The sequence below is a fragment of the Gordonia hirsuta DSM 44140 = NBRC 16056 genome (genome assembly GCF_000333015.1).
Classification (GTDB): Bacteria; Actinomycetota; Actinomycetes; order Mycobacteriales; family Mycobacteriaceae; genus Gordonia; species Gordonia hirsuta.
Genome location: NZ_BANT01000004.1, coordinates 36,286 through 59,095, shown reverse-complemented (window position 1 = coordinate 59,095; position 22,810 = coordinate 36,286). Strand labels below are relative to the sequence as shown.

General features: G+C 70.3%; 21 protein-coding genes. 13 read left to right on the top strand and 8 right to left on the bottom strand.

Annotated features, from left to right (window positions below):
- Window positions 1–29: 29 nt before the first annotated feature.
- Window positions 30–1,217, bottom strand: a complete 1,188-nt coding sequence (locus GOHSU_RS01825) for a polysaccharide deacetylase family protein (protein WP_005935916.1) — start codon at window positions 1,215–1,217, stop codon at window positions 30–32.
- 114 nt (window positions 1,218–1,331) lie between these two features.
- Here GOHSU_RS01825 and GOHSU_RS01820 point away from each other — a divergent pair, with 114 nt between their 5' ends.
- Complete coding sequence (locus GOHSU_RS01820; RefSeq protein WP_081597691.1) at window positions 1,332–2,003, top strand: peptidyl-tRNA hydrolase; 672 nt, start codon at window positions 1,332–1,334, stop codon at window positions 2,001–2,003.
- Here the strand turns inward: GOHSU_RS01820 and GOHSU_RS01815 are convergent.
- Window positions 2,000–3,073, bottom strand: a complete 1,074-nt coding sequence (locus GOHSU_RS01815; protein WP_005935910.1) for an LLM class flavin-dependent oxidoreductase — start codon at window positions 3,071–3,073, stop codon at window positions 2,000–2,002. The two genes, GOHSU_RS01820 and GOHSU_RS01815, sit on opposite strands and share 4 nt — an antisense overlap.
- A gap of 79 nt (window positions 3,074–3,152) precedes the next feature.
- On the opposite strand from GOHSU_RS01815, the gene GOHSU_RS01810 reads away from it, so the two are divergent.
- Complete coding sequence (locus tag GOHSU_RS01810) at window positions 3,153–3,995, top strand: ABC transporter ATP-binding protein (RefSeq protein WP_029759904.1); 843 nt, start codon at window positions 3,153–3,155, stop codon at window positions 3,993–3,995.
- Window positions 3,996–4,019: 24 nt separating this feature from the next.
- Window positions 4,020–4,850 (top strand): NUDIX hydrolase, encoded by an 831-nt coding sequence (locus GOHSU_RS01805; RefSeq protein ID WP_005935904.1) that lies wholly within the window; start codon window positions 4,020–4,022, stop codon window positions 4,848–4,850.
- 223 nt (window positions 4,851–5,073) lie between these two features.
- Here GOHSU_RS01805 and GOHSU_RS01800 read toward each other — a convergent pair whose 3' ends face one another.
- Window positions 5,074–5,574: a DIP1984 family protein gene (locus GOHSU_RS01800; RefSeq protein ID WP_428829739.1), complete on the bottom strand. Its 501-nt coding sequence runs from the start codon at window positions 5,572–5,574 to the stop codon at window positions 5,074–5,076.
- A 94-nt stretch (window positions 5,575–5,668) separates the two neighbouring features.
- Here GOHSU_RS01800 and GOHSU_RS01795 point away from each other — a divergent pair, with 94 nt between their 5' ends.
- Genes GOHSU_RS01795 through GOHSU_RS01785 form a run of 3 tightly spaced genes read left to right on the top strand, consistent with a single transcriptional unit; the run spans window position 5,669 to window position 8,745 of the window.
- Window positions 5,669–6,457 (top strand): enoyl-CoA hydratase/isomerase family protein, encoded by a 789-nt coding sequence (locus GOHSU_RS01795; RefSeq protein WP_005935900.1) that lies wholly within the window; start codon window positions 5,669–5,671, stop codon window positions 6,455–6,457.
- A 13-nt stretch (window positions 6,458–6,470) separates the two neighbouring features.
- A complete protein-coding gene (locus GOHSU_RS01790; RefSeq protein ID WP_005935898.1) occupies window positions 6,471–7,481 on the top strand; it encodes a class I SAM-dependent methyltransferase in 1,011 nt (336 codons plus the stop codon).
- Between the two features lie 28 nt (window positions 7,482–7,509).
- Entirely contained in the window at window positions 7,510–8,745 is a 1,236-nt protein-coding gene (locus tag GOHSU_RS01785; protein ID WP_005935896.1) for a class I SAM-dependent methyltransferase, read from the top strand.
- A gap of 15 nt (window positions 8,746–8,760) precedes the next feature.
- Here the strand turns inward: GOHSU_RS01785 and GOHSU_RS01780 are convergent, their stop codons facing one another.
- Complete coding sequence (locus tag GOHSU_RS01780) at window positions 8,761–10,092, bottom strand: outer membrane protein assembly factor BamB family protein (protein WP_024332707.1); 1,332 nt, start codon at window positions 10,090–10,092, stop codon at window positions 8,761–8,763.
- Between the two features lie 134 nt (window positions 10,093–10,226).
- Here GOHSU_RS01780 and GOHSU_RS01775 point away from each other — a divergent pair, with 134 nt between their 5' ends.
- Window positions 10,227–10,991 carry an acyltransferase gene (locus GOHSU_RS01775; protein ID WP_005935890.1) on the top strand — a complete coding sequence of 255 codons (765 nt, stop codon included), beginning with the start codon at window positions 10,227–10,229 and terminating at the stop codon, window positions 10,989–10,991.
- Between the two features lie 26 nt (window positions 10,992–11,017).
- Here GOHSU_RS01775 and GOHSU_RS01770 read toward each other — a convergent pair whose 3' ends face one another.
- From GOHSU_RS01770 to GOHSU_RS01760, 3 genes are read right to left on the bottom strand one after another with little or no spacing between them, the layout of a single operon-like run.
- Window positions 11,018–12,301 carry a glycosyltransferase family 4 protein gene (locus tag GOHSU_RS01770; RefSeq protein ID WP_005935887.1) on the bottom strand — a complete coding sequence of 428 codons (1,284 nt, stop codon included), beginning with the start codon at window positions 12,299–12,301 and terminating at the stop codon, window positions 11,018–11,020.
- Window positions 12,298–13,839, bottom strand: coding sequence for a 1,4-alpha-glucan branching protein domain-containing protein (locus tag GOHSU_RS01765; protein WP_005935883.1), 1,542 nt, complete (start codon window positions 13,837–13,839; stop codon window positions 12,298–12,300). Before GOHSU_RS01765 ends, GOHSU_RS01770 begins: the two co-directional genes overlap by 4 nt.
- Window positions 13,836–14,636 (bottom strand): class I SAM-dependent methyltransferase, encoded by an 801-nt coding sequence (locus GOHSU_RS01760; protein WP_029759903.1) that lies wholly within the window; start codon window positions 14,634–14,636, stop codon window positions 13,836–13,838. Before GOHSU_RS01760 ends, GOHSU_RS01765 begins: the two co-directional genes overlap by 4 nt.
- A 204-nt stretch (window positions 14,637–14,840) precedes the next feature.
- On the opposite strand from GOHSU_RS01760, the gene GOHSU_RS01755 reads away from it, so the two are divergent.
- The 6 genes from GOHSU_RS01755 (at window position 14,841) to mnmA (ending at window position 20,857) form a co-directional block, all read left to right on the top strand.
- A complete protein-coding gene (locus tag GOHSU_RS01755) occupies window positions 14,841–15,626 on the top strand; it encodes an electron transfer flavoprotein subunit beta/FixA family protein (protein ID WP_005935877.1) in 786 nt (261 codons plus the stop codon).
- A gap of 38 nt (window positions 15,627–15,664) precedes the next feature.
- Window positions 15,665–16,621: an electron transfer flavoprotein subunit alpha/FixB family protein gene (locus tag GOHSU_RS01750; protein WP_005935874.1), complete on the top strand. Its 957-nt coding sequence runs from the start codon at window positions 15,665–15,667 to the stop codon at window positions 16,619–16,621.
- A 161-nt stretch (window positions 16,622–16,782) separates the two neighbouring features.
- Window positions 16,783–17,631 carry a GNAT family N-acetyltransferase gene (locus tag GOHSU_RS01745; RefSeq protein ID WP_005935871.1) on the top strand — a complete coding sequence of 283 codons (849 nt, stop codon included), beginning with the start codon at window positions 16,783–16,785 and terminating at the stop codon, window positions 17,629–17,631.
- The gene (locus GOHSU_RS01740; RefSeq protein WP_005935869.1) at window positions 17,632–18,552 is read left to right on the top strand and encodes a lysophospholipid acyltransferase family protein; all 921 of its coding nucleotides are present in this window, start codon (window positions 17,632–17,634) and stop codon (window positions 18,550–18,552) included.
- Window positions 18,489–19,658, top strand: a complete 1,170-nt coding sequence (locus GOHSU_RS01735; RefSeq protein WP_005935867.1) for a cysteine desulfurase family protein — start codon at window positions 18,489–18,491, stop codon at window positions 19,656–19,658. The genes GOHSU_RS01740 and GOHSU_RS01735 overlap by 64 nt, the downstream gene beginning before the upstream one ends.
- Window positions 19,658–20,857, top strand: a complete 1,200-nt coding sequence (mnmA, locus tag GOHSU_RS01730; protein WP_005935863.1) for a tRNA 2-thiouridine(34) synthase MnmA — start codon at window positions 19,658–19,660, stop codon at window positions 20,855–20,857. The genes GOHSU_RS01735 and mnmA overlap by 1 nt, the downstream gene beginning before the upstream one ends.
- On the opposite strand, the gene GOHSU_RS17130 is transcribed toward mnmA, so the two are convergent.
- Complete coding sequence (locus tag GOHSU_RS17130) at window positions 20,854–22,785, bottom strand: N-6 DNA methylase (RefSeq protein WP_005935859.1); 1,932 nt, start codon at window positions 22,783–22,785, stop codon at window positions 20,854–20,856. The genes mnmA and GOHSU_RS17130 overlap by 4 nt on opposite strands.
- Between the last annotated feature and the right edge of the window lie 25 nt (window positions 22,786–22,810).

The window sequence follows — 22,810 nt, the reverse complement described above, 5'->3', positions numbered from 1 at the left end:
GCCGCACCCGTGCCGATCAGAGGTGCCGGTCAGGTGTGTGCGTCGACGGCGACGGCCGGTAGTTTCTGCAGTTCGGCCAGGATCGCTGGATCCTGCGCCTCCATCCAGGCGATCACGTCCAGATAGGTGGCGCAGACGGTCTCCGGCCGGACGCACGCCTCCCGCATGAAATCGGCCGTGCCGGGATTGAAGGCGTTACCGCTCCAATCGTTGAAGTGATTGGCGATCACCAGCGGTGCGCGGTTGCCCTCGTAGGCGCGCCGGTACATGTAGTCGTAGCTCTGTTTGACGATGCGTCGCAGCTTCGGTGCGGCCTTCGGATCGTTCTTGGCGCCGTTGTAGGTGTACCAGAAGTTGTAGTCCAGCGCGGTCTGCTTATGTTTGAGGGCCGGGGAGTACACATAGGGGATCGGGAACTCCCAGATCCCGCGCTCCTTGGTGGGCCAGAAGATGCCCGGCTTGTGGGCATCCATCGACGAATCCCAGGTCATGTGGTGTTGCCGCAGTGCCGGAAACAGGGTCTTGGGGGTGCCCTCCAGACATTGGGTGCGGCCGCCTTTGACCACGTCGGGACCGAAGGCGAGGTCCGGGCCGGTGGTGATTCCGGTGTTCTGCCGCCAGTGGACCATCAGCGAGAAGAACTGATCCAATTCGTGGTTCCAGTCCGCGGTGGTCCAGTCCTTGCCCGGATGCCGGGTGCCGGCACAGAAATGCCCGACGAAGTGCGTGCCCATCTCATGGCCGTCGTACCAGGTCCGATTGAGGTATTCGATCTGTTCGACGACGTCGGCCTTGGTGCCGCCGAAGCCGATCGCCGCCTCACCCGGCCGGTGACGGGGTCCGCGGTACTTGGTGCGGGCCTGGTCGGTCAGGAAGTAGAGCCCGGTCATCAGTGCGGTGAAGCGGGCGTCGACCTGATCGGCGGTGTCGAGGAACAGATCCCAGTTCTTACTCACGCCGACGCCGTCGAACGAGAAGAGGATGAACTGCGGTGGCTTCTGGCCTTGCGCCAGCGGGGCGATCTGCACATTCGAGCTCTTGCGGACCGGTGCCGGCGGCTCGGCCGGGGCATCGGTGGTGGCGCGGAGCGGCTCACCGGCGATCTGCGGTGCGCAGGCGCTCATCGTCAGGGCGGTGGCAGCGGCGAGAGCGGTCGCCGCGAGCAGGGTGCGCAGGCGCGCAGAACGCTGCCGCCGGGGCCGTATCGTCCGCATCATCGGTCCCTTCCGCGTGACTGCCGAGAGTCAGTGTAGCCAGCGGGCACGTGCGCTAGCGTGAGCGCGGTGGTTGCCCAGGAGAGTATTGCGCGATTGTCGGCCCGCGGTGCGGTGATGCCCGATCCGGTCGATCCGGCCCTGGTTCGGGCCATGCCGATGGTGCTGCGGATCGAGAAATCGGCACCGCCGTCGCGGCAGGGGCTGCTGGAGGCGGCGGCGCGGGCGTGCGCAGCAGCCTGCCTGGACCCGCGGGCGGCACCGGACGGGCCGTGGGCTCCGGCATTCGACGCCTGGTGCGCAGGTGCGATCAGGAAGGTGGTGCGGCGGGCCCGCGGAGCACAGTGGTCGGCGGCGCAGGACCTGCCGGGGGTCACCGTGGGTATCGACGGCGCCCAGGCGCGGGCGTATGTGCCCGGTCCGGTCGGTGAACTGGATCGCCGGCTGTCCCGGCTGCAGATCGGCGGAACCGATGTTCCCGGTGAGCTGCCGACTGCGCCGTCGGAGGCCGGACTGTGCCTGTGGCTGGCCCCGGAGTTGCCGATGACCGTCGGCAAGGCGGCTGCGCAGGTGGCTCATGCGGCGATGCTCGCGGTGCCGCTGCTCCCGGCGGAGGTGGTCGACGACTGGTATCGGGACGGGTGTCCGCTGGCGGTGCGCCAGGCCGATACCGGGTATTGGTCACGGCTGCGGGCCGCCGCGGCCGCCGGCCGGGCCGTGGCGGTGCACGACGCCGGCTTCACTGAGGTGAGACCCGGTTCGTGCACCGTGATCGCCGAATGGCGTTAGCCCAGCGGCGGTGCCAGGGCGCGCACGGTCCCCATCCAGACCTCGCGGTCACCGGCCATCGGTGCCAGCATCAGCTCGTCGGCTCCGCAGTGGGCCGCGAATTCGCTGAGTTGTGCGGCGGCCTGAGCGGGGGTGCCGACCGCGCTATGGCGCAGCATCTCCTCCACCTGTGCGCCGGCCGCCCCGGCCAGTAGTTCGTCGAGTTGGTCGTCGGTCAACGACCTGCCGCGGGTGAACAGCAGTTTGACGCGCTGACGTTTGACCCGTTCCAGTTCTCGGGCCGCGCGCTCGGGATCGTCGTCGACGATGACCCCGGCGGCGGTGATCAGGTAGGGCTCGGTGAGGTCGCCGTCCGGGGTCTGGGCGGGCCGGAACTCATTGCGGTAGACGGCGATGGCCTGCTCGAGGGCGGCCGGGGCGAAATGGGAGGCGAACGCATAGGGCAATCCCAGGTAGGCCGCCAGCTGCGCGCCGAACAGCGACGAGCCCAGGATGTAGAGCGGGACATCGGTGCCGGCGCCGGGGGTCGCCGTCACACCGGAATCCTGCGGGTTGCCGCGCAGATAGTTCTGCAGTTCCAGTACATCGCGGGGAAAGGCGTCCGAGGCGGCCGGGCTGCGGCGGAGAGCGGCGAAGGTGGCCTGATCACCGCCGGGGGCACGGCCCAGCCCCAGGTCGATCCGGCCCGGATACAGCTCGGCCAGGGTGCCGAACTGTTCGGCGATGGCCAGCGGGGAATGGTTGGGCAGCATCACCCCGCCGGCACCGAGCCGGATGCGGCTGGTGGCCGCACCCATGCGGGCGATCAGTACCGCCGGGGCGGCCGAGGCGATGGCCTTCATATTGTGGTGCTCGGCGTACCAGAGCCGCCGGTAGCCGGTGGTGTCGGCGAACTCGGCCAGTGCGACCGAATGGGCCAGCGATTCGCGGACGGTTTCACCCGGCCCGACCTGTGCCAGATCGAGCAGAGACAGCGGGACGCCGACGGCCGGGCTGTAGCCGGGCGGTGTACCGGCGGTGGAAGCAGCGGGAGTGGAAGCAGCGGGGGTGGGATCGTTGACAGCGCTCACACCAGGTGTTCAACAGCGCCGCCGAGGCCGGCTATTCCCCGGCGTTGCGCAGCCGGGCCCGGCCGGCGCATCGGGCATCATGGGACAGGTGAGTGATGTGCAGACCGATCCGGACTTGATCCTCGACTTCGCCGATGTGACGTTGGTACGCGACGGCAAGACTCTCGTCGGTCCGGTCGACTGGCAGGTCGAACTCGACGAACGCTGGGTGATCATCGGCCCCAACGGTGCGGGTAAGACCTCGCTGCTGCGGATGGCCGCGGCGATGGAGCATCCGTCGTCGGGGACGGCGTTCGTCCTGGGTGAACGGCTCGGACGCACCGATCTGCGCGATCTGACCACACGGATCGGGATGGTCAGTTCGGCGCTGGCCGCCCGCATCCCCGGCGACGAGGTGGTCGCCGATCTGGTGATCTCGGCCGGCTATTCGGTGCTGGGTCGCTGGCGCGAAGAATACGACCAGTTCGATCGGGACCGCGCCACCGACGTCCTGGAGTCGATGGGTGCCGAACATCTGGCCGACCGCACCTTCGGGACACTCTCGGAAGGCGAGCGCAAACGCGTCCTGATCGCGCGTGGACTGATGACCGATCCGGAGCTGCTGCTGCTCGACGAGCCTGCCGCCGGACTGGATCTGGGCGGCCGGGAAGAACTGGTGAATCGGCTCAGCCTGCTCGCCCAGGACCCCGACGCTCCGGCGATGGTGCTGATCACCCACCACGTCGAGGAGGTGCCGCCCGGGTTCACCAACGCGATGCTGCTCTCGGAGGGCGAGGTGATCGCCCAGGGCGCTCTCGAACAGACGCTGACCGCGCAGAATCTGACCACCACCTTCCGGCAGGCGATCGCCTTGACCCACGACGACGGGCGGTACTTCGCCCGGCGGGCCCGCCAAGCAGGTGGGCACCGGCGCCGCGTCTGACCCGGCGGGGTTAGAGTCGGATCCATGAGTGCTGACCTCCCGTCCGAAGTCGCGCCGCTGCGCGATGCGTCGACCGTCGTGCTGGTGCGCGACGGCCAGCAGGGGATCGAGGTGTTCCTCCAGCACCGGGTGCAGCAGATGGCCTTCGCCGGCGGGATGACGGTCTTTCCCGGCGGCGGGGTCGACGACCGGGACCGGGATGCCCAGATCCGGTGGGCCGGCCCGGATGCGCAATGGTGGGCCGCTCAGCTGGCCACCGATGTGGAGACCGGTCGAGCACTGGTCGCGGCGGCGGTGCGCGAGACCTTCGAGGAGTGCGGGGTGCTGTTGGCCGGGACCACCGACGCGGTGTGCCCGGATCCGTCGATCTTCCACAGCCAGCGCGCGCAGCTGGTGAGCAAGGAACTCTCGTTCGCGCAGTTCCTGGCCGATCACGATCTGGTGCTGCGCACCGATCTGCTGGCCCCGATGGCGCACTGGATCACGCCGAAGAACGAGCGGCGCCGCTACGACACCCGCTTCTTTCTGGCCGCGCTGCCGTCCGGCCAGGATGCCGACGGCGCGACCACCGAGGCCGAGGCGACCGAATGGCAGACCGCCGGTCAGGCGCTGGACGACTGGACCCGGGGACGACGGTTCCTGCTGCCGCCGACCTGGACGCAGTTGCGCGATATCGCCCGGTTCGGCAGCGTCGCCGACCTGCTCGCCGCCCCGCGCGAGATCACCCCGATCGAGCCGGTGGTCTCCGACGGTGCGGGCATTCTCGGTCTGGGTTTCGACGATTCACAGGATTACTTCGACGCCCTGAGCGACGGCCGCCTCGATACGCTGCGCGGCGTCGCCGACGGCCGGTAGCGCGCTGTCGATCGGGTGTGGCCCCGTGCCCGCCCTCGTCGTCGCCGGATCTGCACGTGGTGATGCACAGTGCGCATTGCACCATTACCTGTGCGCGATGCGGAGCTGCCGTGTGACCGAAGGAATCGAACCTTCTGCGCTGCTCTCCGCGCGCCGGAGACCGGCTTGGCCCGCCGGTCAGGGGCTTGTGCACGCCTCCGTGACGACTACCTGCACACCCTGATCAGTCGAGCAGATCCACCTCCCAATTGGCGCGCTGGATCCGCGCATCGAGTTCGCGCAGGTCGCGGGAGACCCGATCGGCCTCGGCGCGCACCTGCGATACCGGGAGCGCCGCCAGGATCTTCAACTCCGAACGCAGCTGCCGGGTGAAGCCGGAGTGGTCGGCGCCGGCGGCTGCATCGGCGGCCCCGGTCAGCAGCCGGTGATGCAAGCGCAGGGCGTCCCGGCGCGCCAGCGCATCGGTGAGGGTGCCGTCGGCGCCCAGGTCGGAGGCCGCATTCGTCCGGTTGATGCGGCGCATCAGCGATTGCCACTCGTCGATCAGTGACTGCGCCTCGGTCAGCAGCGCGGCGGCGTCCTCGGAAGGCGTCTCACCCTCCTGATAGCGCGCATTGGCGGTGATCCGTGAGCGCAGCGACTCGAGTCGTCGCAACGTCTCGGCCCGCAGCGACAGCGCTTCGGCCAGCTTCATGACGATCGTCCCCTTTCTGAAGACTCCCATCATGGCGGTCTCGGCGCCGAGTGGCAACAGATTTCCCTCCGGCGCCCACCGATGCGGTTGGGCGGGTCGGCCGGGTTACCGGTAGCCTGCCCCCATGGCCGAATTCGTGACCCTGGAGACATCGGAGTCCCATCCCGGTGTCGGCACCATCATGCTGCACCGTCCGCCGATGAACGCCCTGAACCGCCAGGTGCAGGACGAGCTGGTGGCTGCGGCGCAGGAGGCCGACAGCCGCGACGACATCAAGGCCGTGGTGGTCTACGGCGGGCCGAAGGTCTTCGCCGCCGGCGCCGACATCAAAGAGATGGTCGACATGTCGGCTGCCGAGATGGCCAAAGTCGCCCGGCGGCTGCAGCGCGGACTGGGGGCGATCGCCGAGATCACCAAACCCACCGTGGCCGCGATCACCGGTTACGCCCTGGGCGGCGGACTGGAAGTCGCTCTGGGTGCCGATCGCCGGATCGCCGGGGACAATGCCAAGCTGGGTGTGCCCGAGGTCCTGCTCGGAGTGATCCCCGGCGGCGGCGGAACCCAGCGGCTGGCCCGCCTGATCGGCCCGTCGCGCGCCAAGGACATGGTCTTCACCGGCCGGTTCGTCGGTGCCGACGAGGCCCTGAACATCGGGCTGGTCGACAAGGTCGTCGCCCCCGACGAGGTGTACAACGCCGCACTGGCCTGGGCGGGCAAGTTCGCCGGCGGTGCCAGCGTCGCCCTGGCTGCCGCCAAGGCCGCCATCGACGAGGGTCTGGACACCGACCTGGAGACCGGGCTGAAGATCGAGGCGCACCTGTTCGCCTCGCTGTTCGCCACCGACGACCGTGCCATCGGCATGGCGTCGTTCATCGAGAACGGCCCGGGCAAGGCCGAATTCACCGGAAAGTAGCAGCACCACGCATATGACCTCGATCGACGAGCCCCAGACCGCTGATTCCCAGACCGCTGATTCCCAGAACACGGATCCGGCGCCCAATCCGCACGCCACCGCCGCCGAGGTGGAGGCCGCGCTCACCGACACCAAACTGGCGCAGGTGCTCTACCACGACTGGGAAGCCGAGACCTACGACGAGAAGTGGTCCATCTCGTTCGACGAACGCTGCATCGACTATGCGCGTGGGCGGCTGGACCGGATCGTGCCCGAGGCGCCGCTGCCGTACGAGCGGGCGATGGAGCTGGGCTGCGGCACCGGCTTCTTCCTGCTCAACCTGATGCAGGCGGGGGTGGCCACCAAGGGGTCGGTCACCGACCTGTCGCCGGGCATGGTCAAGGTGGCGCTGCGCAATGCGCAGGGCCTGGGCCTGGATGTGGACGGCCGGGTCGCCGATGCGGAGAAGATCCCGTACGACGACGACACCTTCGATCTGGTCGTCGGACACGCGGTCCTGCACCACATCCCCGACGTCGAGCAGGCGCTGCGGGAGGTGCTGCGCGTGCTCAAGCCGGGCGGGCGCTTCGTCTTCGCCGGTGAGCCGTCGACGCTGGGTGACTTCTACGCCCGCTGGATGAGCCGGGCGACGTGGTGGGCCACCACCCACCTGACCAAATTCGGTCCGCTGCAGTCCTGGCGGCGTCCGCAGGCCGAGCTGGACGAGTCCTCCCGCGCCGCGGCCCTGGAGGCCGTCGTCGACATCCACACCTTCTCGCCGAAGGATCTGGAGGAGCTGTCCACCGCGGCCGGTGCCGTGCAGGTCGAATCGGCCAGCGAGGAGCTCGCCGCGGCGATGCTGGGCTGGCCGGTGCGCACCTTCGAAGCGGCGGTCCCGGCGGAGAAGCTGGGCTGGGGATGGGCGCGGTTCGCCTTCGGCGGCTGGCGCAAGATGACCTGGCTCGACGACAACGTGCTGTCCAAAATCGTGCCGCCGCAGTACTTCTACAATGTGCTCATCACCGGGGTGAAGCCGCAGTCCTGAGCTCGGCACGGCGCGATAGACTCGCCCGGTGACCTATGACCTGGGCGAAGACGATGTCGCCTTCCTGCGCACCCGGTACGGGCACAGGGCCCTGCAGGTGGCCGATGAACTGACGCTGACCCCGTCGTCGCTGGTGGGGGATATCGGCCGGTTGCGTGCGCGCTATCCCGATCACGCCGCGGCGGTCGCCGAGGTGGTGCGCGCCCGGCGCCGCGCCGCCGGGCGGCTGGATTTCGCGGCGGAACTGATCGCCGACGAGAATTCGGTGCAGCAGGCCACGGCCGCCCCGGTGGCCGCGCTGCGGGCCGCCGATATCGCCGCCCGCCATCCCGGCGGCGTGGTCCACGACGTCACCTGCTCGATCGGCACCGAACTGGCGGCGCTGGCCGAGGAACCCGAGATCGCCGGGGTGATCGGCTCGGACCTGGACCACGCCCGCCTGGCGATGGCCCAGCACAACCTGGAGGTCTCCTGCGGCCGCACACCCCGTCCGACGCTGCTGCGCGCCGATGCGCTGGCCCCGACCTCGACCGCCGATGTGGTGATCGCCGATCCGGGCCGCCGTGGCACCGGCGGCCGGGTGTTCGGCATCGCCCAGGTCGATCCGCCGCTACTGGAACTGCTGGCGGTGTACGCAGGTCGTGCCCTGGTGGTCAAATGCTCGCCCGGTCTGGACTACCGGAATCTGCGGACCCGATTCGGCTTCGAGGGGCAGGTGCAGATCGTCTCCCTCGACGGCGGTGTGCGCGAGGCCTGCCTGTGGACCGAAGCCGCCGGGCAGCCGGCGAACCGGGCCAGTGTGCTGCGGACCGGGGATGACGGCCGCGCGCACCTGTACGAGGTGACCTCCGCCGAACCCGATGACCTCGCCGCGCCCGGGATCGACGACTGGATCATCGATCCCGACGGTGCGGTGATCCGCGCCGGACTGGTGCGCCAGTACGCGCACCGGCACGGGCTGCGGCAACTGGATCCGCACATCGCCTATCTGACCGGTGACCGGGTGCCGGCGGCCGAGCGTGGCTTCCGCATCCTCGAACAGCTTCCGGTCACCGAGAAGGTGCTTCGCGGTGCGCTCGCCGCGCGCGACTGCGGCAGCCTGGAGATTCTGGTGCGCGGACTGGACGTGGACCCGGACCGGTTGCGCAAGAAGCTGCGGCTCAAGGGCACCCGGCCCTATGCCCTGATCTTGACCCGCATCGGCCGCTCGGGCGTGGCCTTTCTGTGTGAACCGGGCCGCCGCGGACCGGCCGATCCGGAGTGAACCAGCCGGGCCCGGTCAGCGCGGACTGAAGTAGAAGACCTCGCCGTTGTTGGCGGCCACCGCCAGGTCCCCGTACTGGGAGACCGCGACCCCGGTGGTGAATCCGGTGGCCCCGGGCAGACGCAGTGTGCGTTTGGTGGCGCCGTCGGTGGTGGAGACCTCGATCAGATCCAGCGGATCGGCCGCGCCGCCGGTGCGCACGACCGTCCAGGCGGTGTCCGCGCCGGTCTGGGTGGCCAGGCTGACGGTCTTCAGGTCCCGGCGCAGCGCGCGCACTTCGACGCGATCGCCGTGGTCGCGCAGGATGGTCAGCGGGGCGCCGATCCCGCCGGCCGGGATGATCACGCCGTCGGGGGAGACGGTCAGGGTGGCGAATCCGAAACCGCCCAGATCATGGTTCCAGCGCTCGGTGCCGTCGTCGGCGTCGAAGGCGTGTAGCCGGCCGTCGCGCCCGAAGGCGTAGACGGTGCCGCCGTCGGCGGACAGCGCGGGCGGGCCCATCATGCCGCCGGGGACCTCGACCTGCCAGCGCTGGCTGATCTCGTGCGCGAAATCGCTGGGAGCGTCGGGCCGGCCGTAGCTCATCGCAGTGAGCCGGGCGGCGGAGGCGCCGGGCGGGACGAAATTGAGGTAGAAGCGTTCGCGGGATTCGTCGACCGCCGGCGGTGCCGACACCGCGCACCCCGGTCCGCCGGTGGTGCACTCGGCGATCCCGGCCAGCGGCTGCTCGGGATCGGCGTCCGGCCACAGCCGCACCTCGGGGGCACGGAAGACATTGGTCTGCGCATCCAGCAGCAGGATCTGTCCCTGGTTGGTGACCATCAGGACCCCGCCGGGCCCGGCGAACTTGACCGACACCGGCAGACCGATCACCGGCATCCGCCAGCGGATGTTGCCGCCGCCGTTGAAGGCCAGCAGCATCGACGATTCCCCGATGAACGGCTGGCTGTTCTGGTCGAAGGACGGCGCATTGCGAGTGACCCCCGCAGCCATCTTCTTGCACCAATTCTTGCGGCCGCCGGTGCGGCCGAAAATGAACAGATTGCAGCCGGCTTCGGTGGCGGCGGTGACGCCGAGCTCGCCGTGCGGGTTCAGGGTCACCGGGGTGGTGATCGGACCGCCGGTCTCCCGGGACCAGGACAGGGCCAGTCCGTTCGCCGCGGTCAGCGGAGTGTAGTTGGCGTTGGCGTTATCGCCGCCGTACATCGGCCAGCCGGCGCCGGGCAGGGCGCGCACCTCCTGGTGACCGTCGGAGCAGGCGCTGAGCAGCAGACCGAGGACCGCGGCCAGCACAGCCGACGTGAGAAGCCGCCGCCGGGGCCGTTGTGCTCGCGCTGCCTGCCGCATGTGCTCGTGCCTTTCACTTCTGGCCAGAGGCCGGACGCAACGGGAGGTCTCGTGCGGTCCGGGCACGACTCTATCGTGCCGGGCCGTCCCGTCCGATGAAGCCCGGCGGTCCGGGTCGATTAGGGTTTGTGGTCATGACCACCATGTGGAATGCCTCGTACCGCTCCCGCTGGCGGGCCGGGCTGCGCCGCCAGGACCCCGACCAGGTCCGGTTCCTGACCCTGGACTCGCTGCGCTGGGTCAAACGGAACAAGGCGTGGACGCCGTGGTACCTGGTGCGGTACTACCGGCTGGCGCGGTTCCGGCTGGCCAATCCGCACATCGTGCTGCGCGGCATGGTGTTCCTGGGCAAGAACGTCGAGATCCACGCGACGCCGGAGATGGCGCGGATGGAGATCGGCCGCTGGGTGCACATCGGCGACGGCAACTCGATCCGCTGCCACGAGGGCAACCTGAAGATCGGTGACAAGACGGTGTTCGGCTGCAACAACGTCGTCAACGCCTACCTGGACCTGGAGATCGGCGGCAGCACGCTGATCGCCGACTGGTGCTACATCTGCGACTTCGACCACGTCACCGATCACATCGGTATTCCGATCAAGGATCAGGGCATCATCAAAGGCCCGGTGCGTATCGGCCCGGATACCTGGGTGGCGACCAAGGTGACGGTTCTGCGCAACACCATCATCGGCCGCGGCTGCGTTCTGGGTGCGCACGCCGTGGCCCGCGGGGTGATTCCCGACTACTCCATCGCGGTCGGTTCACCGGCCCGGGTGGTGAAGAACCGGCTGGAGGCGTGGGAGGCCGGCGCCGACGAGCGCGCCGAACTCGAGCGGGCCCTGGCCGATATCGAGCGCAAGAAGGCCCAGTCCGGCGGGGAGAAGGCCGCCGCGGACTAGCGGCCGGCCGCCGGCTCCGGACATGATCAGCCGGCGGAGTCGTCCTGGATCGGGTTGTTCGGGTCGCGGTGCGGCAGCGGACGCTGTGGGATGTGCGGGCGGGCCAGCGGGCGGCGGTCGCGCCGGGTGGCCAGCGCGTAGACCGCGGCCGTGCGCTCGGCGACCACCGGCCAGGTGAAGTCCTCGGTGAGTACGGCCCGGGCCCGGCGGGCGCGTACGGCCGCGGCCTCCGGATCGTCCAGGGTGCGCGCTACTGCCGCGGTCAGCGCGGCTACATCGGCGGGCGGGAAGGTGGAGCCGGTCTCGCCGTGATCGACGGCCTCGCCCAGACCGCCGGCGGTCGAGGTGACCAGTGGAATCCCCGAGGCGGCCGCTTCCAGGGCGACGATGCCGAAGGGCTCGTACCGGCTGGGCAGCACGATCGCGGCGCAGCGGTGCATCAGCGTGGTCAGGCCGTCGTGGTCCTGGCGGCCGGCAAAGGTGACTGCTTCGGCCAGCTCGTGTTCGTCGACCAGACCGGTGAGCCAGTCCAGCTGGGTGCCCTCGCCGGCGATCGTCAGCGTGGTCCCCGGATGAGTGCGCCGGATCTCCGGCAGGGCGGCCAGCAGATCCTGCACACCCTTCTCGTACTCCAGCCGGCCGGCGAAGAGCAGTTCGGCGGGCCCGTGGGCGGGCGGGCGTTCGGCGAACTCCCAGGCGGTCAGATCGATGCCGTTGTGGATGACGGTGATCGGGGTGGCGCCGTCACCGGGAAAGAACAGCTCGCTGACCTCGGCGCGCATGGACGTCGAGCAGGTGATCAATGCGTCGGCGGTATTGGCCAGCCACCACTCCACCGAATGCACCTGACGGTTCACCTGCCCGGCCACCCAGCCGCTGTGCCGGCCGGCCTCGGTGGCGTGCAGGGTCGCGACCAGCGGGACGTCGAAGAAGTCGGCCAGCGCGATCGACGGATGAGCCACCAGCCAGTCGTGCGCGTGCACCACCTCCGGTTCCCACGGGTCGGATCCGCCGCGCAGCAGCCGCAGCCCCTCGCGGACCAGCCCGTGCCCCATCGCCAGGGTCCAGGCCATCATGTCGGCGCCGAAGTCGAACTCCGGCGGGTCCTCGGCGACCGCGATCACCCGGACCCCGTTGACGACGGTGTCGGTGGTGGGGTGACTGGCCGGGTCGGTGCCCAGCGGGCGGCGGGTCAGGACGGTCACGTCCACACCCTGCCCGGCCAGGGCCTCGGCCAGCTGGTGCACGTGCCGGCCCAGACCGCCGACCACTACCGGCGGGTACTCCCACGAGACCATCAGGACTCTCATCGGCCGCTCCCGTCGGTGCCGGGCAGTCGTCGCGCATCGAGGGCGCCGAACAGATTGTCGGCGGCCCGCCAGCCGCGGGCCAGACGCGCGGCGGCATCGTGGTGTCCGGAGCGGGCGGCCCCGCAGATCTCCCGGGTGGCGTGGGCGTGCTTGTAGGCGCGGTCCTGTGCGTACCCGGCGGCGGTGTCCTTGGAGACCATGAACGGCCAGTCCGACTGGATCGTCAGCAGCGCCTCGCGCAGGATCTGATCGGCGGTCAGGTCGCGGGCCGGTCCCGGGTGCTCGCCGGCCAGCAGGTCCAGGCAGTCCAGCGCGGTATCGGTGACCTCGCTGTTGAGCTGCACCAGATGCTGCACCTGCGGTCCTTCCCAGACCCGCCAGTCCTTCCCCGATCCCCAGGAGGATTCGGCCAGCTCCACCGGTTCGCCCACATAGCCGTCGCGGCGGGCGGTGGCCAGGGTGCCCACGGTGATCCCGGCTTCGGGCAGCCGGCGCAGGACCCGCTCGAGCCAGATCGGGCCCTCGTGCCACCAGTGGCCGTACAGTTCGGTGTCGAAGGCGGCCACCACCAGGGCCGGGCGGCCCAGCCGTTCGGCTTCGTCGAACAGCCGCCGGCGGACCGAGTCGACGAAGTCGTCGACGTGGGCGTCGATCACCGCGTCGACCAGCGCCGGATCGTAGGGCTTCTTGGCCTGCGAGGGCACGTTCTTGCCGGTGACCCGGAACGGTTTGAAGCCGCTCTGGTGGTCGTAGGTGTGGAAGTCGCGGTAGGCGCCGTGGCCGGGATAGCCGGATTTGGGGGACCACACGCGGTAGCTGACGGTCAGATCGCGGCCGAAGGCCACCACATCGGTACCGGCGACCGGCCGGCCCAGCGCGGTGTCCCCGTGCAGGGTGGGGCCGTCGACCATGAAGTGGGAGACTCCGGCGGCCGAATACAGGTCCTCCATCCCCGGGGCATAGGCGCACTCGGGGGCCCAGATGCCCGAAGGCTGTGTGCCCCAGCGTAAATGCGCATCGGCCAGACCCTCGTTCAGGGACAGCTCCCGTAGCCGCGGATGCGCCAGCGGCTGGAACGGGTGGGCCAGCGGACCGCCCAGCAGCTCCAGCACCCCGGTCGCCGCCAGCGCCCGGATCTGGGGGCTGCCGCCGTGGCGCCAGTGCTGTTCGAAGTCGGCCAGCGCAGCGGCGGCGGCCCGGTATTCGCGGTGGCCGCTGACCCGCCGGTCGGCGTCGTCGTCGATCGCCGCCTCCATCGCCCGCAGCTGCCAGTCGGCCAGCCATTCGTGCATCGCGGAGGTGGCGGCCGGGTCGTCGAGCTGGGCGGCCAGCACCGGGGTGATCCCCAGGGAGAGCTGGTCGGTGTAGCCGTCGGCGGCCAGCCGGCGCAGCATGGCGTACAGCGGCAGATAGCAGTGCGCCCACGACTGATAAAGCCATTCCTCACCGACCGGCCAGCGGCCGTGGTTGACCAGCCAGGGCAGGTGGGAGTGCAAGACCAGGGTGAACTGGCCCGGAACGCGCTCGCCGGTGCTCATGCCAGATCCCGGCGCACCGCGAAGGCCAGTAGATCCAGGCTGGTGTCGATCTCCCGGTCGGCCGCCGGCACGATCTCGAAGTCGGCGGCCGTCAGCGCGGCGACGTCGTCGACCAGTTGTGCGGGCCAGTCCTGCCCGGCCAGCGCGCGTTCGATCTGCGCGTCGATCAGCGAGCCGCCCCACTTGGCGTCCAGTTCACGCAGCCGCGGGCCGTGGTAGACGCCGTACAGTTCGGTGACCTCGAAACCGCCGCTCTCGAGCAGCTCGGTCAGTTCGGCGGCGTTGAGTTCGCGGGTGTGGAACGGATTGAGCGGCACGTCCAGGCCGGGGGAGAAGGTGATCCGGTTCGGGGTGCTCATCGCCAGCTCCCCGCCCGGGCGCAGCACCCGGTGGCATTCGGTGACGAAGCCGGGCTGATCCCACAGATGCTCGATCACCTGGAAGTTCACCACCTGATCGACCGAGGCCTCGGCCAGCGGCAGCTCGATCAGATTGCCCTGATGGATTTTCACCTCCGGATATCGGCGCCGGGTGTGCTCGACGGCCGCGGCGTCATAGTCCACGCAGGTCACCGAGGCGGCGCGGCGGGCCAACAGCGCCGCACCGTACCCCTCGCCGGAGCCGGCCTCGAGCACCTCGCGACCGGCACTGCGCGGCACCATGAACTCATAGGCGATCTCGTGCCTGCGGAACCAGTAGTTCTCGGCGGGGATGCCCGGAACGGTGCGCTCGCCGGTGAGGGCCAGGTGCTGGTCCACGCTCAGAGACGGCGCCGGATCGACAGGAGAATCGCTCACCCGCACGAGGGTAGGCCATGGCGCGGCCGACGCGGACCCCGCGCTGCTGCGTCGATGGCGGGCGGTGATTTGAGTAAGGCGACCCTGTATTACTGACGGACCCCTGTACGCCGTACGCGGGTAAGGCGTTAAAGTAAGCGATGACCCATGGCCCTTACCCGTTGGTAAGTCGCCGAAACCGATGCAGGAGGTCGACGAAGACCCATGACGAACGTAGTTGTTCTGATCAAGCACGTGCCGGATTACGCTGCCGACTGGGAGCTGTCCGCCGACGATTTCACGCTCGATCGTGCCGCCGTGGACGGCATCATCGACGAGATCAACGAGCGCGCCGTGGAGGCCGCGCTGCAGATCACCGAGGCCAACGGCGGCGAGGTGACGATCCTGTGTGCCGGTCCGGCCCAGGCCACCGACGCCATCCGGAAGGCCCTGTCGATGGGTGCGGACAAGGCGATCCACATTCAGGACGACGCGGTGCACGGCAGCGACGCGATCCAGACCGCCTACCTGCTGGCCACGGCACTGGGCACCATCGAGGGTGTCGAGCTGGTCATCGCCGGCAACGAATCCTCGGACGGCCGCGCCGGTGCAGTTCCGGCGATGATCGCCGAATACCTCGACCTGCCGCACCTGACCCACCTGCGCAAGCTGGAGGTCAGCGGTGACACCCTGACCGGTGAGCGCGAGACCGACGACGGCATCTTCACCGTCGAGGCGGCGCTGCCGGCCATCGTCTCGGTCAACGAGAAGATCAACGAGCCGCGCTTCCCGTCCTTCAAGGGCATCATGGCGGCCAAGAAGAAGACCCCCGAGGTCCTCACCGTTGCCGAGCTGGGCATCGAGGACGGCGTGGTCGGCGTGGCGAACTCGGCCAGCACCGTGACCGCGGTGACCCCGAAGCCGCCGCGCGCTGCGGGTGAGCGGATCACCGACGAGGGTGACGGCGGCGTGAAGGTCGTCGAGTACCTGGCCGGCCAGAAGATCATCTGACCCCCACCCCGACAAGCAAAGACATTCAGGAGAAAATCATGGCTGAAGTACTCGTGCTCGTTGAGCAGGATGCCGAGGGTGGGCTGAAGAAGGTCACCTCCGAACTCATCACCGCCGCCCGCGGTCTGGGCACCCCGGCGGCCGTCGTGGTCGCCGGCCCGGGCAAGGCAGACGGCGTGCTCGCCGACCTGGCCGCCGCCGGTGCCGAGAAGATCTACGTCGCCGAATCCGACGACGTCGTCAACTATCTGGTGAGCCCCAAGGTGGATGTGCTCGCTGGTCTGGCCGAGGAGAACTCCCCGGCCGCCGTGCTGGTCGCCGCCAACGCCGAGGGCAAGGAGATCGCCGGCCGCCTGGCCGTGCGCCTGGGCTCGGGTCTGCTGGTAGACGCACTGTCGGTCGGCGAGGGCGGCACTGGTGTGCAGTCGGTCCGCGGCGGTGCCTTCACCGTCGACGCGCAGGCCGGTGGCGACACCGCGGTGATCAGCGTGCGCCCGGGTTCGGTGGAGGCCGCTCCGGCCGCCGCCGCGGGCACCCGCGTGGACGTCGCCGTTCCGGAGCAGGCCGAGAACGCCGTCAAGGTGACCAGCTTCGCCCCGAACGTCGGCGGCGACCGTCCGGAACTGACCGAGGCGTCGATCGTCGTGGCCGGTGGCCGCGGTGTCGGCTCGGCAGAGAAGTTCGAGGTGGTCGAGGCGCTGGCCGATTCGCTCGGCGCTGCCGTCGGTGCCTCGCGCGCCGCGGTCGACTCGGGCTACTACCCGGGCCAGTTCCAGGTCGGTCAGACCGGTAAGACCGTGTCGCCGCAGCTGTACATCGCACTGGGCATCTCCGGCGCCATCCAGCACCGCGCCGGCATGCAGACCAGTAAGACCATCGTCGCTGTCAACAAGGACGAGGAAGCGCCGATCTTCGAGATCAGCGACTTCGGCGTGGTCGGCGACCTGTTCGACGTCGCCCCGCAGCTGACCGAGGAGATCAACAAGCGCAAGTGATGCGTTGAGGAACTCCTCGCCCCGGCGAGAACCCCGGCCGCCCCGCAGCTCACCGAGCAGCGGGGCGGCCGTCGTCTGTCCCGGGGGAGTACGCGAAGTTCACCCATCGGTCCGGCAGGCGTTCCCGCCGGGTCTTCGCGACGCCTCCTGTGGCGGCGAACATGCTGGATATGACGGTTACTCCGATCCACAGTTCCCTGTCCGACTCCCCGTCCCGTCGCCGACTGCTGCAGGCGGGCGACTACGACGTCGTGGTCACCACCCATCCGGCCGATGTGCGCGCCGCCCAGCGGCTGCGCATGCAGACCTTCCGCACCGAGCCGGGCTTCTCCGCGGCCATCGGCGACGAGGAGACCGGTCTCGATGCCGACCGCTTCGACGACTTCTGCGACCACCTGCTGGTGCGTCACCTGCCGACCGGCCGGCTGGCAGGGTGTGCCCGGGTGCTGCCGCCGACCCGGGCCATCGCAGCCGGTGGCTGGTACTCCGCCGGCGAATTCCAGCTGGATCAGCTGGCCGCGATCGCCCCGGAGACGGTGGAACTGGGCCGCGTCGTCGTGGCCCCCGATCACCGCAGCGGGGCGGTGACCGGGCTGCTGTGGACCGCGGTGCTCGGCTACGTCGACGCCGGTGGGTATCGCTATCTGATCGGCTGCGTCAGTGTGCCGATGGGCTGCGGACCCGAGCGCGGCCGTCGTCTGCGCAGTATCTGCGACCGGCTGACCGATCAGTACGCCGCGCCCTGGCAGGCGACCCCCTACCGGCCCGTGCATGTCGGCGGCGCGGCCCTGGCCGAGCTGACCCCGGCCGATTCGAGCGTCTTGCCGCCGCTGCTGCGCGGCTATCTGCGCCTGGGTGCCCGGGTCTGTGGGGAACCGGCGTTCGACGAGGTCTTCGATGTGGGCGATTTCCTGACGGTCCTGGACCGCGAACACGGCGATACCCGCTACCTGTCCCGGATGCGTGCGGCGCTGACCCGGTTGACCGCACCGGATCCCCACGGGATCTGAGTGTCGGGTCTACCCGCTGCTCCCGGACCGTGGCTGCCGGTCAGCCCGTGCGGGAGCTCGTGTCTGCCGGTCGACGATCCCGGGGCGCAGCCGCTGCGCCGGCTGAGTCGGCTGCTGGGTCTGGGCGCGGTGCTGATGGTCTCGGTCTGTGCCGGACCGGTGACGGTGCTGCTGGGCAGGCGGACCCGCCACCGGTGCTGGCGCGGCCTCGCCCGGGCCGGGCTGGCGGTGCTGGGGCTGCGGCTGGAGGTGATCGATCACCGTCCCCGCGGCGCCGGTGGTGACCGCGGGGTGCTGGTGGCGGCCAATCACATCTCCTACCTCGACATCGCGGCGGTGGCCGCGGTGCTGCCGGCCCGCTTCGTCGCCAAACACGAGCTGCCGGCGACGGCCGTGCTGCGGTGCTTCGGCGTGCTGAGGCATCGTCGCGGCCGATTGCACGCCCTGCGCGCCGATGTCGACCGGACGGCGCAGCTGCTGCGGCGCGGCCGGACCGTGGCCGTCTTTCCCGAAGGCACCACCCGATGCGGACGGGCGGCGGGGCGGTGCCATCCGGCGTTCTTTCAGGCCGCACTGGATGCCGGCGTGCCGGTGCAACCGGTCTCGCTGCGCTATCACCGCCACGGGCAGCTGGCGACCGCCCCGGGGTATCTGGGTGAGGACGGGCTCGGCGATACGCTGCGGCGGGTGATGGGCATGCGCGGGTTGACCGTGACGGTGACCGTGCATGCGCCGGTGCCCGCGATCGGGGAGCGGCGGGAGCTGGCGGCCCGCTGTGCGCGACTGATCGGATCGCCACCGCCGCAGGACCGGCATTGGTCCCCACGGCCCGCCCGCGGTTATCCTGGACGACGATCATGTCCGTCTACCTCGACAACGCCGCCTCCACCGCGCTGGTCCCCGCTGCCCTCGCGGCGATGACCGATGCCTGGGGCCGCCCCGGAAACCCGATGTCCCTGCACGATGCCGGACGCCAGTCGCGCCGGCTGCTGGAGGAATCGCGCGAGACCATCGCCGGTTGCGTGGGCGCGCGCCCCTCGGAGGTGATCTGCACCTCCGGCGGCACCGAGGCCGACAACCTGGCGGTCAAGGGTATCTACCGTGCCCGGCGGGCCGCCGACGACCGGCGCCGGCGCCTGGTGATCTCGGCCGTGGAGCATCACGCGGTGCTCGATCCGGCGCAGTGGCTCGCCGACCACGAGGGCGCCGAACTGGTGATCCTTCCCGTCGACCACACCGGCCGGGTGGATCCGGCCGATCTGCGCGCCGAACTGGAGGCCCACCCCGGCCAGGTGGCCCTGATCTCGGTGATGTGGGCCAACAACGAGGTCGGCACCTGTCAGCCCATCGCCGAACTGGCGGCGCTGGCCCGCGAACACGATGTCCCCATGCATTCGGACGCCGTCGCTGCGGTCGGTCATGTTCCGGTCGACTACGCGGCCAGCGGACTGTCGGCGATGAGTCTGTCGGCCCACAAGTTCGGCGGCCCGCAGGGCGTGGGCGCCCTGGTCCTGGGCCGCGATGTGGCGGCCGAGTCGCTGGCCCACGGCGGGGGCCACGAGCGCGACCTGCGTTCGGGCACCCAGAACGTGGCCGGTGTGGCCGGGATGGCCGCCGCCCTGCGCGGTGCCGTAGAGGCGATGGCCGCCAACACCGCCGCGGTGACGGCGCTGGCCGACCGGCTGGTCGCCGGTCTGACCGCCATCGAGGGCGCCACCGTCAACTCCGGCGACCACGGTCTGCCCGGGCTGGTGCACGTCAGCTTCGCCGGCTGTCAGGGCGACTCGCTGCTGATGCTGCTCGATGCCCGCGGGGTGCAGTGCTCCACCGGTTCGGCCTGTACCGCCGGAGTCGCCTCGGCCAGCCACGTCCTGCTGGCGATGGGCATGGACCGCGCCGCCGCGCGGGGTTCCCTGCGGCTGTCGCTGGGCCCGGACAACACCGCCGGCGACGTCGACCAGGCCCTGACGGCGCTCGGTGAGGTCCTGGACCGGGCGCGGGCGGCCGGACTGACGGGGGTGCGCTGATGACCGTACAGACACAGGCACAGGCACAGACGAAGACCGGCGCGCAGGCCCAGACGCCGCCGCGCCGCCGGGTGCTGGTGGCCATGAGCGGCGGAGTGGACTCTTCGGTCGCCGCCGCCCGCGCCGTCGAGGCCGGCCACGACGTGGTCGGGGTGCACCTGGCGCTGTCGACCGCACCGGGGGCCTTGCGCACCGGCTCGCGCGGCTGCTGCTCACGCGAGGATGCCGACGATGCCCGCCGCGTAGCCGACGTCCTGGGCATCCCGTTCTACGTGTGGGACTTCGCCGCCGAATTCCAGGACGAGGTGATCGACGAATTCGTCGCCGCCTACGCCGCGGGACAGACCCCGAACCCATGCCTGACCTGCAACGAGAAGATCAAATTCGCGGCCCTGGCCGAACGCGCGGTGGCGCTGGGCTTCGATGCGCTGGCCACCGGGCACTACGCCCGGCTCGCCGACGGGCAGCTGCGCCGGGCCGTCGACGCCGACAAGGATCAGTCCTATGTGCTGGCGGTCCTGGACCGCGAGCAGCTGGGGCGCGCGATGTTCCCGATCGGCGACACCGCCAAACCGGAGATCCGGGCCGAGGCCTCGCGCCGCGGACTGCTGACCGCCGACAAGCCCGAGTCACACGACATCTGCTTCATCCCGACCGGGGACACCCGGGCCTTCCTCGGCGCCCGCATCGGGGTGCGGCCGGGAGCGGTGGTCGAGGCCGGAACCGGCCGGCAACTGGCCGAACACGACGGCGTCCACGGCTTCACCGTCGGCCAGCGCAAGGGACTGGGAATCGCCGGTCCGGCCGCCGACGGCAGTCCGCGCTATGTGACGGCGATCGACCCGGACACCGGCACGGTGACCGTGGGCGGGGCGGCGGACCTGGATGTGCACTCGATCGTGGCCGGTAAGGCCGTGTGGTCGTCGGGCACCGCCCCGGAGGGACCGGTCGAGTGCGTCGTGCAGGTGCGGGCGCACGGTGGTCTGGCCCCGGCGGTGGCCACCCCGATCGACGGCCCCGACGGACCGGGTATCGAGATCGTGCTGGGTGCGCCGCTGCGCGGAGTCGCCCGCGGACAGGCGGCCGTACTGTATCTGCCCGATGCCGGCCGCGGCGATCTGGTGCTGGGGTCGGGCCGCATCGTCGCCACCGGCCCAGCGGTGCCGGCCGCGCCGGGCACCTGGGGTTCGCACACCTAGAGTTCGAAGGCCTCGCCGCGGGTGGCGGTCTCCAGTTCGGCCAGCAGCCGGTCCCGCTGGGTGACGGTACGGCGAAACGCCTCCACCCGCGCCGCCCACGGGCCGTCGCCGCCGAGCAGCGGGATCTCCAACTCGTACAGTCGCTTGCCCAAGGTGCCCAGGGTGCTCTGCACAAAGACCAGATCCCGGATGCGCAGCCGCACCGACGGCAGGGTCAGGGCGAACATGAAGGCGAACGGATCCAGGTCGGTGGCCTCGGGCGCCACGGTGACGATCTGCAGATGGCTCTGCACCAGACTGCGCACATTGCGCGCGGTGATCATGCCGCACGTACCGATCCGGTAGCGGCCGTCGACCACGATCAGCACATCGCCGATGCGCAGGTCCAGCGCCTCCCGATGCTCGAGGTACACCGCTTCGCTGACCGATTTGGTCGGATCGGTGGAGACCTCGAAGTTGTTCAGGTCCGAGGTGCGGATGAACGGGATGTCGCCGGTGCCGTAGGCCGCCGAACCGGGTTCGCGGCCCTTGCGGATCACCAGATCCCCCCGATCGCGCAAGTGACCCAGGGTGGCCCAGTGGGCACCGGCCAGCAGCTCCTGTTCGGCGGCGGTGCGCGGGGCGGGCCGCTGGAAGTAGCGCGGCACCAGGTAGGTGTGCCCGGTCAGATCCACCGGTGTCCAGCCGGTGCCGCCGTCGGCGCGGTGCCGGTAGCCGGCGGCCAGGTCGGCGAAGTCGTCGCGGTAGGGCCGTCCATCGGTGGTTACCGACTTTCCGCGGCGGTCGTGCCCGCAGTACAGCGCCGAGGCGATCCAGGCGGGCCGGGGCGATTCGCCGGTGATCCCGGCGGTGTCGTCCTTTCCGCCGGCGTCGTCGTTCTTGGTGAAGAACAGCACATTGGTCTTGGTGTCGGTGCCGGGCTGAAAGGTGGTGCGCGGGCAGTCCAGCAGGGCGTCGACGGTGCCGCGTGCGGTCAGCCACGGCCACACGAAACCGGACCCGACATTCCCGAACACCCCCTCGGGCAGGACGATGCCCATCCGGCCGCCGGGACGCAGCAGGCGTACGCACAGTTCGATGAACAGCAACTGCGGATCGCGAGCCGATTCGAGCTTGTCGGTGCGGCACCAGCGTCCGTCGGCGCTGCGGACCCAGCCGTAACCGAAGTCGTAGCGGGCCAGCAGCTCCGGATCGGTGATCCCGATGCGTGCGCCGAACGGCGGATTGGTCAGGATCACGTCGTAGCGGGCGGGGCGCCCGTGCGCGTCGACCCAGGCGTCGGGGGCCAGGGAGTTGCGGTGGTGGGCGGTCCCGTGCTGTCCGGCGACCATGGCCAGCATCGCGGTCATCAGGCGATAGAGGTCGTGGTCCTTGTCGGCACCGGTCACCTGGATCGTCGCACCGGTCGCGGCGGCGTGGGCGACCGCGTGCGCCAGGAAGCCCCCCGAGCCGGCCGACGGGTCGAGCACATGCTCGCCCTCGCGGGGATCGAGGATGGTCGTCATCGCCGCGACCAGGGTGCGCGGTGTGAAGAACTGGCCCTTCTCGCCCCGGATCCGGGGGCCCAGGACGGCCTGGAAGGCCTCGCCGACGATGTGGGCGGGGGCGTGGCGCAGATCGACGTCGTCGAGGGCTTGCAGGGCGCTGCGGACGACGGCGGCGTCGTTGTGGAAAGCCTCGGCCGGGCCGATCGCGCCGGGGAACTCCTCGCGGGCCAGTGCCGGCAGGGTGGCCGGATCGTCGTCGCCGGCCAGCACCGCCTGCCAGGCCCCGGTGCGCCCGGATCGTTCGGTCGCCAGTTTCACCAGCAGCGCCAGGGTCAGATCCTCGACGATCCGTTCGGCCCGGCTGGCTTTTCCGTTGGCGTAGAGAAAGTAGTAGACGCGGCGGAAAGCCTCGGCGAGGTGAGAGTTCTCCGGCGCGGACATGGGCCTCATCCTAGGGGGAGGCCGC

Coding starts and splice junctions, on each gene's coding strand:
- GOHSU_RS01770 (WP_005935887.1), bottom strand. CDS start 12,301: ATGAGAGTCCTGATGGTCTCGTGGGAGTACCCGCCGGTAGTGGTCGGC.
- GOHSU_RS01810 (WP_029759904.1), top strand. CDS start 3,153: ATGGGACAGGTGAGTGATGTGCAGACCGATCCGGACTTGATCCTCGAC.
- GOHSU_RS01750 (WP_005935874.1), top strand. CDS start 15,665: ATGGCTGAAGTACTCGTGCTCGTTGAGCAGGATGCCGAGGGTGGGCTG.
- GOHSU_RS01800 (WP_428829739.1), bottom strand. CDS start 5,574: ATGGGAGTCTTCAGAAAGGGGACGATCGTCATGAAGCTGGCCGAAGCG.
- GOHSU_RS01790 (WP_005935898.1), top strand. CDS start 6,471: ATGACCTCGATCGACGAGCCCCAGACCGCTGATTCCCAGACCGCTGAT.
- GOHSU_RS01820 (WP_081597691.1), top strand. CDS start 1,332: ATGCCCGATCCGGTCGATCCGGCCCTGGTTCGGGCCATGCCGATGGTG.
- GOHSU_RS01780 (WP_024332707.1), bottom strand. CDS start 10,092: ATGCGGCAGGCAGCGCGAGCACAACGGCCCCGGCGGCGGCTTCTCACG.
- GOHSU_RS01775 (WP_005935890.1), top strand. CDS start 10,227: ATGACCACCATGTGGAATGCCTCGTACCGCTCCCGCTGGCGGGCCGGG.
- GOHSU_RS01745 (WP_005935871.1), top strand. CDS start 16,783: ATGCTGGATATGACGGTTACTCCGATCCACAGTTCCCTGTCCGACTCC.
- GOHSU_RS01825 (WP_005935916.1), bottom strand. CDS start 1,217: ATGATGCGGACGATACGGCCCCGGCGGCAGCGTTCTGCGCGCCTGCGC.
- GOHSU_RS01805 (WP_005935904.1), top strand. CDS start 4,020: ATGAGTGCTGACCTCCCGTCCGAAGTCGCGCCGCTGCGCGATGCGTCG.
- GOHSU_RS01765 (WP_005935883.1), bottom strand. CDS start 13,839: ATGAGCACCGGCGAGCGCGTTCCGGGCCAGTTCACCCTGGTCTTGCAC.
- GOHSU_RS01755 (WP_005935877.1), top strand. CDS start 14,841: ATGACGAACGTAGTTGTTCTGATCAAGCACGTGCCGGATTACGCTGCC.
- mnmA (WP_005935863.1), top strand. CDS start 19,658: ATGACCGTACAGACACAGGCACAGGCACAGACGAAGACCGGCGCGCAG.
- GOHSU_RS17130 (WP_005935859.1), bottom strand. CDS start 22,785: ATGTCCGCGCCGGAGAACTCTCACCTCGCCGAGGCTTTCCGCCGCGTC.
- GOHSU_RS01795 (WP_005935900.1), top strand. CDS start 5,669: ATGGCCGAATTCGTGACCCTGGAGACATCGGAGTCCCATCCCGGTGTC.
- GOHSU_RS01735 (WP_005935867.1), top strand. CDS start 18,489: ATGTCCGTCTACCTCGACAACGCCGCCTCCACCGCGCTGGTCCCCGCT.